The 16,074-nt window shown below is 32.0% G+C and carries 10 protein-coding genes; 7 read left to right on the forward strand and 3 right to left on the reverse strand.

What is annotated here, in order from left to right:
- Positions 1–14: 14 nt before the first annotated feature.
- The 3 genes from X924_RS01750 to X924_RS01760 form a co-directional block, all read right to left on the reverse strand.
- Positions 15–1,091, reverse strand: a complete 1,077-nt coding sequence (locus tag X924_RS01750) for an aldose epimerase family protein (protein ID WP_121957228.1) — start codon at positions 1,089–1,091, stop codon at positions 15–17.
- Positions 1,092–1,112: 21 nt separating this feature from the next.
- Entirely contained in the window at positions 1,113–4,058 is a 2,946-nt protein-coding gene (locus tag X924_RS01755; protein ID WP_121957229.1) for an Eco57I restriction-modification methylase domain-containing protein, read from the reverse strand.
- 490 nt (positions 4,059–4,548) lie between these two features.
- Complete coding sequence (locus X924_RS01760; RefSeq protein WP_121957230.1) at positions 4,549–5,265, reverse strand: FMN-binding protein; 717 nt, start codon at positions 5,263–5,265, stop codon at positions 4,549–4,551.
- Positions 5,266–6,025: 760 nt separating this feature from the next.
- Here X924_RS01760 and X924_RS01765 point away from each other — a divergent pair.
- The 7 genes from X924_RS01765 (at position 6,026) to X924_RS01795 (ending at position 16,070) form a co-directional block, all read left to right on the forward strand.
- The gene (locus tag X924_RS01765) at positions 6,026–7,495 is read left to right on the forward strand and encodes a pyridoxal-phosphate dependent enzyme (RefSeq protein ID WP_121957231.1); all 1,470 of its coding nucleotides are present in this window, start codon (positions 6,026–6,028) and stop codon (positions 7,493–7,495) included.
- Between the two features lie 496 nt (positions 7,496–7,991).
- Entirely contained in the window at positions 7,992–9,239 is a 1,248-nt protein-coding gene (gene thrC, locus X924_RS01770) for a threonine synthase (protein ID WP_121957232.1), read from the forward strand.
- 42 nt (positions 9,240–9,281) lie between these two features.
- Positions 9,282–10,484, forward strand: coding sequence for a YgeY family selenium metabolism-linked hydrolase (locus X924_RS01775; RefSeq protein ID WP_121957233.1), 1,203 nt, complete (start codon positions 9,282–9,284; stop codon positions 10,482–10,484).
- A 20-nt stretch (positions 10,485–10,504) separates the two neighbouring features.
- Positions 10,505–11,872, forward strand: coding sequence for a dihydropyrimidinase (hydA, locus tag X924_RS01780; RefSeq protein WP_121957234.1), 1,368 nt, complete (start codon positions 10,505–10,507; stop codon positions 11,870–11,872).
- A gap of 20 nt (positions 11,873–11,892) precedes the next feature.
- Positions 11,893–12,903 carry an ornithine carbamoyltransferase gene (locus X924_RS01785; RefSeq protein WP_121957235.1) on the forward strand — a complete coding sequence of 337 codons (1,011 nt, stop codon included), beginning with the start codon at positions 11,893–11,895 and terminating at the stop codon, positions 12,901–12,903.
- Between the two features lie 111 nt (positions 12,904–13,014).
- Positions 13,015–15,207, forward strand: a complete 2,193-nt coding sequence (locus tag X924_RS01790; RefSeq protein ID WP_199172607.1) for a xanthine dehydrogenase family protein molybdopterin-binding subunit — start codon at positions 13,015–13,017, stop codon at positions 15,205–15,207.
- Positions 15,204–16,070 carry a xanthine dehydrogenase family protein subunit M gene (locus tag X924_RS01795; protein WP_121957237.1) on the forward strand — a complete coding sequence of 289 codons (867 nt, stop codon included), beginning with the start codon at positions 15,204–15,206 and terminating at the stop codon, positions 16,068–16,070. The genes X924_RS01790 and X924_RS01795 overlap by 4 nt, the downstream gene beginning before the upstream one ends.
- Positions 16,071–16,074: the final 4 nt, after the last annotated feature.

Raw genomic sequence — 16,074 nt, forward strand, 5'->3', positions numbered from 1 at the left:
GAGCGGCTTTCGTATCATTTTATTAAAAATTTGTATACTGTTACCGATTGATATACTTCATCGGGTTTCAAAACTGTTGAAGGGAAATTAGGTTTGTTAGGAGAGTCAGGAAAATGTTGAGTTTCTACAGCAAATCCAGAATATTTAGCATAAAATTTTCCTTCTTTTCCCCACGTATTAACCTTGTTACCTGTGTAAAATTGCAATCCTGGCTCAGTTGTGTATATTTCCATAATTCTTCCACTAATAGGTTCTTCTACTCTTGCCGCTAATCCAAAAACATTTTGTTTTTTATTAAGAACAAAATTATGGTCAAAACCTTTTGAAGAATCACCTTCTAATTTTTCAATCTGATTTCCAATGATTTTAGAGGTTGTGAAGTCAAAAGGTGTACCTTTTACAGACTTAATTTCACCAGTAGGAATTAAAGAAGCGTTTACTGGTGTATAGTTGTCAGCTTCTAATAATAATTTATGTTCAAGAATATTACCGTTGCCTTCTCCTGCTAAATTAAAATAACTATGGTTAGTTAAATTAATAATAGTTGTTTTATCAGTAGTAGCGTAATAACAAATCTTTAACTCATTATTGTTGGTTAAAGTATAGGTTATGCTTGCTTTTAAATTTCCAGGGTATCCTTCATCCCCGTCGTGACTTAAATATTTAAATCGAATTGATGGACCTTCTGGTGATAACATAGGAATAGCTTGAAATACATGTTTTTGAAAACCTTTTAAACCACCATGCAAGTGATTAGAACCGTCATTTTGTGCCAAAGTGTAAGTTTTTCCATTCAATACAAATTGTCCATTAGCAATCCTATTGGCGTATCTTCCAACAGTTGCCCCAAAATAAGGATTTTGAGGGGTGAACTTCTCATAATCACTAACAGAATCAAATCCCAAAACTATATCTTCTAAATACCCTTTTTTATCAGGGACATATAATCCCACCAATGTAGCACCATAATTAGTAATTTTAGCTATTAGTCCGTTGTTGTTAGTTAAAGTGAATAATTCTACCGGAATTCCTTCTGTAGTTATCCCCCACGGAGAGTTTAGTATCTTTTGGATGATTGAACCATTCTCCATATGTTACCGCCTCCAATATAATTAAAGATTTTTAAAAAATTTCTTTTTATTTTTCAATACCCCATCTTCAATATTTATATCAAAATTTTTTGAGCTTATTGTTGTTAAGACTTCTTTTTTATTTTTAAATGTTTTATGATTTTTTAAAAACTCCAAAATATTCATTTTTGTAATTTCAGTTAAATTGTGAAAATGAATAAAAAAACAACAGTTCCTTAACCCAATTTTCCACACCAAAGGAACATTTTTATATAATTTTTCATGATTTTCAAGATACTCTTTAATTATATATTCTCTTAGATTCATATGAAGAAGATTTTCAATTAAGCTAATTTCTTCTTCTTTAAACAAAGAATATAAAAAATGTTCTTCATTATTTTTATCAAAGCCCATAGGAATAAAACCTTTTGAAGAATTTAAAAGATAATGTTGTATCTCATAATCTATTTTTAAAATAGCTAATTCTTTTGAAAGCTTATCATCATTATGGAACTCTTTAAAAACGCTAATAGGATTGCAAGAAGTTTCTTCGCACATATTTTCTATATTATTTAGGTAAGCTTTTTTGTGTTGCCTTTGATTATTTTTATTATTTTGATTAAACTGGACTTGAATAATTGACATTTTTTCACTATAAAAATCTTTCAAAACTTTTTCTATATATTTTATATCTTCAGAACTTAAAGCCATTTCTATCAAAAAATCCTCTTTAATTAGAGATACCAAAGAAGGTAAAAAGTTAAAATCTTTTTTGTCAACTATAGGATAAAAAGCCCACGGAACCTTTTCACTCGAGTATATTTCTTGGAAGTTTTTTACATTCAGATTGTACAACTTTAATATTAAAATATCTATTAATCCTTCAGAAAGCAAAAGGTAAGTATCAAGAGCGTTTTTAGTATAAACAAACTCAGAAAATTTAGAAACATTTTTTATAAGATCTTTGTTAAAATGCCATTCTGTAGGATATATCTCGGTATTTTGTTTTTTAATAGTGATATTCAACTTAGAAAGTATCTCCAAATTTTTTGTTTCAACACTTTTTTTAAAGATACTTTCTGGAATAGGTAACTTTTTCAGATCTCCTACTTCAAGGTCAACGCTTCCGGCAATAAACCTTTCAAGATAAGAAAAAAGACTATTGTTAAGTATTCCCAAAAATCTAAATATTAAAGCGTCATTCTTAAAAAATATTGAGCTTCCTTTACAATCAAACAAAAAATTTTCAGGTAAATATCTAAAAGTTGAGCCTTTAGAAGTAGTCATCGTATAGGTTATACCTTTTTTAAAATAATATTTTTTATTTGGAAGGTTGTTTCCCATATTATTTAAAAGATTGTAATTCTCTTCATCAAAAGCAATAACCCACCATAGATTGCCATACCATTTGTTGTAAGGTCCACCTTTAGCATATGGTACCCATTTTTTATGATCTTCGTTGTAATTAAAACTAATATCATCTCTTTTTACTTCCCAAAAATATCTTAAAAACTTTTTGTTATCGCCTGTAGCTATACCTTGTCTTACATCTGCAAACTTATTCAAAGGTTTATATTCAAATATTGATAAGATTTCATCACTTATCCAATATATAAAAGGATATCTTGGAACTTTTAAAAACCTATTTTTATCTACATGGTATACATATCGTGAAATATATTCTTGATTTCTTTTTTTCCATATTTCCATTAGAGCATGTTTTTTTGAGTCTTTTCTCTTGAAAGACGTTAAATCTATGAATTCTCCAAAATCTTCTCCTGATGTCTTTTTTAAGACAAACATCGCAGTATCAATAAGAGCTTCTTCAAAAACTCCCCCTAAATCGAAATGAACTAATTTATCTATATTAAAATTATCAATTATAAATTTTCTAGTTTTTTCATAACTACTTATAAACATAAAAGTTTGAGGTGTTATCATGCCAACAAAACCTTCGTTTTTCAAAAGTTCGTAGCTTTTTATTATAAAGCAGGCATATAGGTTTTTTCTAAATTTTTTGTAATCTTGATCTATATATTTTTTGAGTTGCTCATCATAATCAGACGAGTCTATATACGGAGGATTTGTTAATACTATATCATATTTAAGAGATAAAATTTCTATTAGTTTAATCAAATCTTTGTCTTCCAGCCTTAAATCTTTTATAAGGGTTAGATCTTTTTTTGTGATTAAACTTCCTAATACTTCTAACTTTTCAAGAAGTCCAATATCGCTATTTTGTTTGAAAACTATAGCGATATTAGGTTCTATAGGTTCTCTTACGCCATCTTCTAAAATCTTTAACTTTAAAATCTTTCTTGTAATTTCGGCAGCTTTGCTATCTTTATCAACTCCATATAAATTCTTTGAAATAATATTTTGACAGGCTTTTTTAGAAGAATAACCTCTATTTAAATAAGCTTCTTTTAAAGAATCATACAAAGCAATAATAAAGTTTCCGCATCCACAAGCCGGATCTATAATTTTTATGGTTTCAATATCAAAATTAGTATTATTTGCATAATGTTTGACAAAAGTATTCTCTATTAAGTATTCAACGATCCAATCTGGAGTATAAAATTGTGACGTAACTTCTGAATTATTTTTAGAATCGTGATTGTAATGTTCATAACTCCAAGCGATTATTTCTTCTTTTTTCCAGTCTTCAGTTTGTACTGTATTGAGTATTTTTGATGCTTCTTCAATAAATTCGCATGAGATTTTGCCTTCAATTTCCATTATGTTATAGAAGTATCCAAGAGTTTCATTCAAAAAACATATGCGAGAAAAAAATATATTTAAAAGGTTTTGCATAGAATTTTGATTATTAAAGATTTTTTGAGAATCTTTCGTTAGACCCTTTACCTCTAAAATTTTTATAAAAACTAAACTCAACATGACCTGTAGGGAAAGGTCTTGATCATTTGTAATATATTGATTAATCAGATTTTTTAAATCTAAAATCATCTTTTTAACAGAATTATTCAAAAAACTTCCTCCTAAAAGCTATTCTTTTTTAATTATGATACCATTTATTTTCTTAAATTATAATACAGCGCATCCAACTTTTTGTAGAAGGGAAATGGCAGAGCCCTTCCCCTCTTTTTCGTTACATGTAGCGAAAAAGTTAAAGAAATCAAGAATTATATAGGATTTTAGAAATAAAGTGTTTTTAAAAATAAGTATTTGAATTTATGACGGGGTCAGGGCAGAGCCCTCTCCCCTCTTTAGCTACATGTAGCGAAGAAGTTAAAAAAATTCTTAGTTAGACAGGAACTTTAGAAATGATAATTTTCAGAAAATGAGCATTTGAATTTAAAATGGGTCCAGGGCAGAGCCCTTCCCCTCTCTTTCGTTATACGTAGCGAAAAAGTTAAAGAAATCAAGAATTATATAGGATTTTACAAACGAAGATAAAAATATAATAACCAAAAATAAAAAGGGCTTTAAGCCCTTTTTGTTTTAATAAAAAATTAACTTAAAATTTAAATCCCGCTTTTTCCATCGCATCCTCAACAGCTTCCATCCACATATTTGAGCTACTGGTTGCACCTGTGTATATATCAACAGGAAGACTACCTTTTTCTAATATTTTTTTTGCTATTTCTTCTTTTGCTTGATGGAAAGGTTCGTATGGATAGCTATCCTTTTCTTTAGGTTTTACCGTGTTATATATATCTTGATACTCATTTAAAACTACTTCCGTTATTTTTCCTTCTTTTACAATTATTATTGCATTAGCTCTATCATTTCTTGAAGATATTTGAGAGTGACCAACGTAAATGCCATCTATTACTCCTTCAAAACCTTCAGCTCTCTTTAGCGCTCTTTCAACAGCTTGAATTGCCATTTCAGAAGAGTGAGTTGCACCTGTAAATACGTCTATTTCAGAACCATTTACTTCGACAAATCTCTTTGGCAACTCTTTCATAGCTTCTTGCCATGGTTGCCATGGATAATTTTCGTCTTTAGGTAATCCTGTAGGAATATTGATTTCTTCAAGTATGACTTCAACAATTTTCCCTTTTTTTATCTTTACAACAGCTTTTGTGTAAGTTCTATCAGATGCATCAGAATATCCAATGTAAGTTCCGTCTTTCCAAGAATTGTTAGATTTTCCGAAAATTGCCGAAAAACTCGAAGACATAAACAAAGAAACAATTAACATTACAAAAAATATTCTTTTTACCTTCATCCTCTTTCATCCTCCTTTGATTTGAAAAACATGTTTGCTTTAGAAATTATAAAATCTGCCTTTTATATATTGTTTAGAGTTAAATTTTTATAAAAATAACTCCATAACTCTAATATTTACTAACTATGAATTTCTTTAACTTCTTCGGTATTTGTACCGAAGGGAAGAGGAGAGGACTTCGCCCTGAGCCCATTATAAATTCAAAATATTATTTTTCAAAACGCTCTATTTCTAAAGTGTCTATTTGAAAAAACAAATTTTTCAAATTACAAAAATCACAAATATTATAAAAACGAACTTCCAACTTTCATATTGGAAAGGATAAGAAGAAAAGGCTTTAAGTAGCAAAATAGTAGAAAAAGATCAGATCTTATAACTCAAAAAATTAAAAAAATGTGATAATTTCTCGTTTAAAATTATAACAAATAGTATTACAATTGTCAATATTAATAAGTTAAACGAAAGTAAAGTCAGTAATTTGCTTTTTAAAATAATAAAAGGATATTTTTAAAATTATTAAATATACTTAATTAAAAAGAAATATCCTAAATTAAAAGTAATTAATAACTTTTAAATCTTTAAAAATCATTTTACAATTTCGTTTAGAAAGTAGTATAATATTCAGAAAACAAAGTTATTTAATTGGTAAAAAAATTTGAGGTATCTTAAATATTTTTAGCCACTTTGAAAATTAATAATTTTTAAAAAAGAAAGTTTGAATTTTTAATTGAGTAATAATTTTTTTAATTGGAGGTTAATCATGATTGATTTAACAGTAAATGAAGAGGTTTTAGTTAAGGTTTTAGAAAGGGCAAAAGAAAAGAACATAATTATTCCAACAATAGAACAGATGAGGAATCCTGAATTAATACCTCAAAAAATAAGAAATGAATTAAAAAATATAGGTTTGTGGGATATTAATTCATACAATCTGTTTAGAATAACCTGGAAAAATGAACCTAAAGAAAAAGGTGGATTATTTGGAAAGGTCAACTATATGGAATTGCCACCCGAACTTACAGGGGTTAAAGCTCGGATAGTAGCGCTAGTAGGAAAGTGGTTTCCAACGGGATCGCATAAGGTTGGTGCGACTTTTGGATGCTTGGTTCCAAAGTTAGTAACAGGACAATTTGATCCTACTACACAAAAAGCTGTTTGGCCTTCTACAGGTAATTATTGTCGTGGAGGAGCTTATAACGCACAACTTTTAGGATGTGAATCTATAGCTATATTACCAGAAGGTATGAGTAAAGAAAGGTTTGAATGGCTTTCTAAGGTTGCTGGAGAGGTTATAAGTACTCCTGGCAGCGAAAGTAATGTCAAAGAAATTTTCGATAAGTGTAATGAGCTAAAAGCCAAATTTGGAGATAAAATTGTTGTTTTTAATCAGTTTGATGAAATGGGAAACAGATTATGGCATCATGAAGTAACAGGGTATGCGATGCGAGAAGTGTTAACAGAATTAATGGGTGAAAACGATAAGTTAAGTGGCGCAGTTTTTACTTCTGGCTCTTCTGGGACTATGGGATCTGGTGAGTATTTAAAAGAGATCTTTCCAAATAGTAAGTTAGCTGTTGGTGAAGCTTTACAATGTCCTACTCTATTGTATAACGGATATGGGGCCCACAGGATCGAAGGCATCGGGGATAAACATGTCCCGTGGATTCACAACGTGAAAAATACTGATATGGTAATAGATATCGATGATAATGATGCTATTAATTTAATAAGACTTTTTAACGAACCTGCTGGTAAAAAATTTTTGAAAAAACAAGGTGTTAATTCCGAATTGGTTGAAAATCTTTCTTGTTTAGGGATTTCTTCTATAGCGAATACCCTTGGTGCTATCAAATTTTCTAAATATTACGAATTAACTGAGAACGATATCGTTATGACTGTGTTCACAGATTCAATGGAGTTATATGGTTCAAGACTTCAAGAATTAAGAAATCAGTATGGAGAGTACAGTGAAAAGCAAGCAGCTATAGATTACTTTGAGCATCTTATAGGTATAAAAACTGATTATATGCAGGAACTTAACTATAACGATAGAAAAAGGATTCACAATTTGAAATATTATACATGGATTGAACAACAAGGCAAAGATTTGAGTGAATTGAATGAACAATGGTACAACAGCGAAGAATATTGGGGACATTTATCAGAAATTGTCGAGAAAATAGATGCGTTAATAATGAACTTTAACGAAAGGACAGGCTTACTGAAGTAACTTTAATATTAAGAATTTTAGAAATGGAAAATTTTCTAAAAACGAAGTTTTGAATTTTAAATGAGTTCTGGGCGGAGCCCTCTCCCCCTTCTTCGCTACAAGTAGCGAAAAAGTTAAAGAAATTAAGAATTAGTGAGAATTATGTAGAGACTTTAGAAAATATAATTTTTCAGAAAATAAGCATTTGAATTTATAGCGGGTCCAGGGCGGAGCCCTTTCCCCCTTCTTCGCTACAAGTAGCGAAAAAGTTAAAGAAATAAAGAATTAGTGGGAATTATGTAGAGACTTTAGAAAATATAATTTTTCAGAAAATAAGCATTTGAATTTATAGCGGGTCCAGGGCGGAGCCCTTTCCCCCTTCTTCGCTATAAGAAGCGAAAAAGTTAAAGAAATTAAGAATAGGTCAAAATTAAAATAGTGGAGGTATTTTTGAAAAACATAAATTTAAAAAAATTTATAAAATATAAGTTTCATAATTTCTAAGGAGGACCTTATTTTGAAATACGTTAAAAATTTAGTATGCATCAATTGTGGAGAAAAATATGAAGCTCTTCCCACACAATATCTTTGTCCTCTTTGTGGTGAAAAGGGGATATTAGATGTAGAGTATGATTATGAAAAGATAAAAAGAGACTGGAACAAAGAAATTTTGAAATCAAACAAAGATTTTTCAATTTGGAGATATACTCCGTTATTACCGGTAGAATCAGATACCCCTAAACCCCTTTTGAGAATCGGATGGACTCCTTTATATACAGTTAAAACTCTTGCAAAAGATTTAGGGATTGAGACTTTATATATCAAAGATGATGGTTTAAATCCTACTGGTTCTTTAAAAGATCGTGCATCAGCTGTTGCAGTTGTTAAAGCACAGGAGGCAGGAAAGAAAGTTGTATCATGTGCATCGACAGGGAATGCAGCGTCTTCGCTAGCTGGTAATATTGCTTCTATGGGAAATGACATGAGAGCGGTAATTTTTGTTCCTGAACGTGCTCCTATAGGTAAAGTTACTCAACTTTTAATTTTTGGTGCGGTTGTAATTTCTGTGAAGAGTACGTATGAAGAAACTTTTTATTTATCTGAAGAAGCTATAAAAAAGTGGGGATGGTACAACAGGAATGCAGCCATAAATCCATATTTAGTTGAAGGTAAAAAGACTTCTTCAATAGAATTTGCTGAACAGTTGAATTGGGATATGCCGGATTGGTTGGTTTATTCAGTTGGGGATGGCTGTACTATAGCTGGGGCATGGAAAGGTTTGTATGATTTAAAACAAATAGGGTTTATAGATAAAATGCCAAAGTTATTAGGAGTGCAGGCACAAGGATGCGCACCAATAACACAGGCGTTTAGAAGCGGAAATGATTTGATAGTTGTTCCGGAAAATACCATTGCAGATAGTATAGCAGTTGGAAAGCCACGAAATTATATAAAAGCAATTAAAGCTGTAAAAGAATCCAAGGGGGATATGATTAACGTTAGTGATGATGAAATATTAAATATGATGAAAGTTTTGGGTAAAAGAGTGGGGATTTTCGGCGAGCCTGCAGGTGTTGCCGGGCTTGCCGGAATTAAAAAAGCAGTGGAATTAGGAATAATTAAGCATTATGAAAGTATTGCGGCTGTTATTACTGGAAATGGTTTAAAGGATATAAAAAACGCTGAAAAAGCTGTGGGTAGACCTTTAATTGTAAATCCTGATTTTAAAGAGTTATCAGAATTACTTGAAAGTTATGATCTATGATGTCAATATGGTAATTAAAAATGTAAGGAGGCTTAGCTTTATATGGACTACAAAAAAATTTTGTCAAAATCTGAAGAATATAAAAAAGATATGTCAAAGTTCCTAAGGGATATGATTGCAATTCCAAGTGAAAGTGGTCAAGAAAAAGAAGTTATCTTAAGAATAAAAGAAGAAATGGAGAAAGTCGGTTTCGACAGAATAGACATAGACCCGATGGGAAATATATTGGGGTATATTGGTACAGGGAAACATTTGATTGCGATGGATGCACACGTCGATACTGTAGGTATTGGCGATATTAATTTGTGGAATTACGATCCATATAAGGGTTACGAAGATGATGAAATTATTGTTGGTAGAGGTGCGAGTGACCAAGAAGGTGGAATGGCATCGATGGTGTATGCAGCGAAAATTATTAAAGAACTTGATTTAAGTGATGATTATACTCTTTTAATTACAGGTACTGTTCAAGAAGAAGATTGTGATGGACTTTGTTGGCAATACATTATAGAAAAAGACCATATCAAACCTGAATTTGTAGTCATTACGGAACCTACCTCTTGTAATGTGTATAGAGGTCAAAGAGGTAGAATGGAAATAAAAGTGACGACACACGGTATTAGTTGTCACGGCTCTGCTCCAGAAAGAGGAGATAATGCTATATATAAAATGGCAGATATCGTAAATGAATTGAAGGTACTACACACATGTTTAAAAGAAGACAATTTTTTGGGGAAAGGGAGCTTAACTGTTTCTGAGATATTTTCTTCATCGCCTTCTCGATGTGCTGTTGCAGATGGTTGTTCAATTTCGATTGATAGAAGACTTACTTGGGGAGAAACATGGGAACATGCGTTAGAAGAAATCAAAAATTTGCCTTCATCGAAAAAATACAGAGTAGATGTTGAATTGTACGGTTACGATAAGCCTTCTTATACGGGCCTGGTTTATCCGAGTCAAGCATACTTTCCATCTTGGGTTTTGGAAAAAAGTCATCCTGCATGTAAAACTTTAGTGGATGTTTATGAAGATCTATTTGACAAGGAACCATTTGTGGACAAATGGACGTTTTCTACCAATGGAGTCTCGATTATGGGAAGATATGGTATACCTTGTGTTGGATTTGGGCCTGGACATGAAGATCAAGCTCATGCTCCAAACGAAAAAACATGGAAAAGTGAATTGGTTAAAGCTGCTGCTATGTATGCTGCTATACCTAAAACTTATGTTCAAAAGTATGTCTGAAAATTAAGGGGATGAATCTTTTGTTGATAAAAAACGGAATGGTCGTAACCTCTGAGAAAAGTGAAAAAAAAGATATTAGAATAAAAGATGAAAAAATTGTTGAGATTAATTATAATTTAAAGCCGCTGGAGAATGAAGAAGTTATAGACGCGGAAGGTAAATTAGTTTTGCCTGGCGTTATAGATAGTCACACACATTTTAGTTTACATTCCAGAGGAACGGTAACTGTTGATGATTTTTATTGGGGTGGGCGATCTGCGGCTTTTGGAGGAGTTACTACACATATTGATTTTGCGGATATAGAAAATGGTTCTTTAATATACGGTTTGAACAAAAGATTCAAAGAAACATATGACGCTGTAATAGATTTTCATTTTCACATGGTAATTAACGACGAATTTGATCCTATTAAAGATGATTATCAATTAAAAGAACTTCGAAATTATGGGATTTCGAGTTTGAAAGCTTTTACAACTTACAAAGATATATATATGTTATCTCAGGAAAAATGGGAACCTTTGTTTAAAAAAGCAAGAGAAAATGATTTGATTGTAGCTGTTCATGCAGAAGATGATGAAATTATTCAAAGAAATATTTCGAAATATGCTTTTGAGAATAAGCTTGATGTTTGTTATCACCCTGATATCAGATCTGATCAGGCAGAGGAAAAAGCTGTTAGAAATATGTGTAAGTTAGCAAAAAAAGTTGGAGGTTCTCTTTACATAGTACACCTTTCTTCTAAAAAAGGTTATGAAGTTATAAAAGAATTTAAAAATTTTGAGGCCAATGATACTTTTAATTTATATGTTGAAACTTGTCCTCATTATCTTTTATTAACAAGAGAGGTATTAGAAGGAGAAAGGGCAAGATTATTTCTTATGACTCCACCTTTGCGTGAAAAGGAAGATAATCAGGCTCTGTGGAATGGAATAAAAGATGGAGTTATAGATGTAATAGCTACAGATCATTGTGCTTATAGTAAGGAACAAAAATTTCAAGGCAAAAATTCTTTGGATATTTTTCCGGGTATTGCAGGTGTAGAAACGCTTTTACCTCTCGTGTATACGTATGGAGTTAAAAGAGGTATAGTAAATGTTAACAAATTGGTAGATCTTCTTTCAACTAATCCCGCAAAAATTTATAAACTTTTTCCACGAAAAGGAACTATATCAGAAGGTTCTGATGCAGATTTAGTCATTTTTGATCCTCATATTAAAGTTGTTCTGACAGATAAAATAACTCACTCAAAATGTGGATACACACCATTTAATGGGTTTGAAGTTGAAGGGATGCCAATAATGACAATATTAAGAGGTAAAGTTATCGTTAAAAACGGAGAGTTTAAAGGTGAAAAAGGCTTTGGAAAGTTCATCAAAACTAATTATTAAATTAATTTGGAGGTCAAAATATGAACACACTTTTTAGGGGAAAGGATTTTATAACCACACAAGAATGGACTAAAGAAGAATTAGAAACAGTTTTTGATTTATCAAAAGAACTTAAGCTGAGATTTGCTTTAGGAGAGCCAACAGATCATTTGTTGAGAGCAAAAACCGTTTTTATGATGTTTTTTGAACAATCTACAAGGACTCGAAATTCTATTGAGGCTGGTATAACCCAACTTGGCGGTCACGCACATGATTTAACTCCAGACAAAATGCAATTATCTCATGGTGAGTCTGCCAAAGATACAGCCATTGTTTTAAGTAGATTTGGTCATGCGATTGCTATCAGAAACTGTTTTTTTGGAATTGGTAATAAATATTTAAGAGAAGTGGCAAAATATGCTGACGTACCTGTTCTTAATTTGCAAGACGATATTTATCATCCTATGCAAGGGTTGGCAGATTTAATGACAATAAAAGAAAAATGTGGTAATGATTTAAAACATCTCAAGGTCACTATTTCATGGGCTTATGCCACGTCTCATGCTAAACCTTTATCAGTACCACAGACTCAAGCGTTATTATTTACAAGGTATGGTATGGATGTTACAATAGCCCATCCAAAAGAATTTCCTTTAATGCCAGAAATTTTAAGACAAGCCGAAGAAAACGCAAAAATGTATGGTGGAAGTTTAAAAATAACCGACAATATGGATGAAGCTTTTGAAGGTGCACAAATTGTTATCCCAAAAAATTGGGGAGGATTTTTAGGAGTTGAAGATCCCGATTCAGAAGAAGGGAAAAGATTGATGAAAGAAAATCTTGAAAAACATAAAGATTGGATATGTGATGAAAGAAGGATGTCCTTAGCAGACAAGGATGTGTTGTATATGCATGCTATGCCTGCAGATAGGGGAAAAGAAGTGACAGATGTGGTTATAGATGGTCCACATTCGATAATTTATGATGAAGCTGAAAATCGATTACATACAGCGAAAGCAATAATGGCTTTAACTATGGGCGGCAGACCGTAAAGGAGGTGTGTAAAAATTTTTGAGAATGTTAATAAACCACGACCACGAATCGATGCATATGAAAAAGTTACTGGAAAAGCAAAATTTGCGGACGATTTAGACTTTCCAAATATGTTGTATGCGAAAGTTTTAAGAAGTAAGTACCCTTCAGCTAAGATAGTTAAGATAAATCTTGAAGAGGCTGAAAAAGTAGCTGGAGTAAAAGCTATTATTACATCAAAAGATATTCCAAACAATGAGTTTGGAGTAATCGTTCCTGATCAACAGGTTTTAGCAAAAGAAAGAACTTATTATATAGGTGACGGGATAGCAGTTGTAGCAGCGGAATCATGGGAAGCTGCGCAAAAAGCAATAGAAAAGATTTACGTTGAATACGAAGAAATTTCAGGGATTTTTGATCCTATAGAAGCAAGAGAATCATCTCCAATACATCCTGAAAAGAATAATAACGAAGTTATACATCATAAATTGAGAAAAGGTGATATAGAAGAAGGGTTTAAAAATTCTGATGTAGTAATAGAAAGAGAATATCAAACCCAATTTGTTGAGCATTCTTATTTGGAGCCAGAAGTAGTTATAGCCGTACCTTATGAAAATAATACTATGGTTACTATATATGGTTCTATCCAAAATCCATTTGCCTGTAGAAATGCTGTCGCGAGTGTGTTAAAGGTTGGTTTAAACCAAGTTAGAATAATTCAAAATCATATTGGTGGTTCTTTTGGTGGAAAAGATGAAATTATATCTTCCATGGCCTGTAGAGCTGCCGTTTTAGCTTTGAAGACAAATCGCCCCGTGAAATTAAAAAATTCAAGGGAAGAGTCTATTATAGAAAGTTATAAAAGACATCCCTATAGAATGAAGTACAAAGTTGGTGCAACAAAAGATGGAAAATTAATGGCTATGGAAATAGAAGCGATCGCAGATAGTGGCGCTTATGCGTGTCAAACACCTTTTGTTACATGGAGATCTGTTGTGCAAGCTACTGGGCCGTACGAAGTTCCAAATGTTAAAACTGATACCTATGGGTTTTACACAAACAACGTCTATACAGGAGCTATGAGAGGATACGGTTCACCTCAAGTAATATTTGCTCAAGAATCTCTAATGGATGAACTTGCGGAAATTTTGGGTATGAGCCCTATAGAATTAAGATTAAAAAATATCTTTCACAACAATTCTGTTACAGCAAGCGGTCAGGTTCTTGACAATCATTATGTAAGCCTCGAAGAAGTTATAGAAAAAGCGGTAAAAGAGATAAATTTTTTAGAGAAATATAAGGAATATTCCAAACCTCAAAAGGGAGATAAAAGAAGAGGTATAGGAATGGCTATAAGCTATAGGGGATGCAGTTTAGGTGCTGAAGCAGTGGATGCAGCTGGTATAGTATTGAACATCCAAAAAGATGGAACTGTTGTTTTGTATAGTGGTTTAGCGGAAAATGGACAGGGTTTGAAAACCGTATTTTCTCAAATTGTTGCCGAAGAGTTAGGAATAGATATAAATAGAATAAATTTTATGGTTGTAGATACTTTGATTTCTCCAGACAGTGGTTCAACGGTAGCTTCCAGATCGACATTGGTAGGAGGCAATGCATGTTCTGAAGCAGCAAAGAATCTCAAAAAACGTTTGTCAGATTTTTTGATAAGAAAGTATAATCTTCCCTATTCAGAAATGAAATTTAAAAACGATAAAGTTTATTCTCCCAACAACGAAGAATTTAAATCTTTTCAAAAAGTTGTTTTAGAAGCAGTTAATGATGGTGTGCCTTTGTATTCTTATGGATGGTATAAGTCTCCAGAGATTACTTGGGATGAAGAAACAGGTCAAGGAAAACCTTATTTTACCTATGTGTACGGATGTCAAATTGCAGAAGTGGAAGTTGATATAAATACAGGAGAAATAAAAGTTCTTAGAATGGTAGCAGCACATGATGTTGGAAGGGCAATAAATCCAGCTACAGTTTTAGGTCAAATTTATGGTGGGGTAGTAATGGGAATTGGATACGGTATTATGGAAGAAGTGATTACTGAAGATGGTTATATTGAGAGTACTAATTTTGATGAGTATTTGATACCAACTTCTAAAGATATGCCAGAAATTATTCCTATAATCGTGGAAAATCCTGATCCTAATGGACCTTATGGGGCAAAGTCTGTAGGAGAACCAACCTTAGAACTTGGAGCCGCTGCTATTGCAAATGCTGTTGCTCAAGCAACCGGCAAAAGGATTCGGTCGTTACCTTTAAATTTGGAAAAGGTCTTAATAGGGCATTCTTTGAAAAAAGGAAGGAAGAAAAAATGATTGAATTTGAATTTTTATCTGCAAAGAATATAGAAGAAGCTATAAATTATATGCATAATTATAAGCTTTCAAAACTTTTAGCGGGTGGAACAGATTTATTGGTAGATATTCACAAGGAAAGTCCAAGATTAGGGGAATTTTCATATGTTATCGATATATCAAATATCGAAGAACTTCGTTTTATAAAAGAGTATGAAGATATTGTAGAAATAGGTCCTTTAACTACTCATACAATGTTAATTGAATCTCCTATAATAAACAAATACTTTCCATTACTTGCAATCGCTGCTAAAACCATCGGTTCTCCTCAAATTAGAAATAGAGGCACAATAGGGGGCAACATATCCAATGCTTCTCCTGCAGCAGACCTTGTTCCACCTTTGATGGTTCTCAATGCTGAGTTGGAATTGAAATCAATGGATGATAAGAGATTTGTTCCTATAGAAGAATTTATTGTTGGTCCTTACAAAACAAGTAAAAAAGATGATGAATTGATAACTTCTATAAGAATACCAAAGCTCGATGAAAGTTATAAAGGCAATTTTCAAAAGATTGGAAGAAGACAAGCATTGAATATAGCAAGGTTAAATTTAGCTCTAATAGCAAAAATTGACGAAGCAAACAAAAAAATAGAAGATATAAGAATAGTGCCTGGATCAGCCACTCCATATCCATTAAGATTTAAAAATTTAGAAAGAGAAATTGAAGGTAAAACATGGAATCAATTAGACTTAGATTATTTATCTCAAAAGATAGGAGAAGAGATGATTTCAATTACAGGAGAAAGATGGTCAACACCTTACAAAAAGCCTGCTTTAGGTGGAATATTAAAAAAAGCAATGAATGAATTGTTGAATTTTTAAGGAG

It is taken from the genome of Petrotoga sp. 9PWA.NaAc.5.4 (assembly GCF_002895485.1).
GTDB lineage: Bacteria > Thermotogota > Thermotogae > Petrotogales > Petrotogaceae > AZRK01.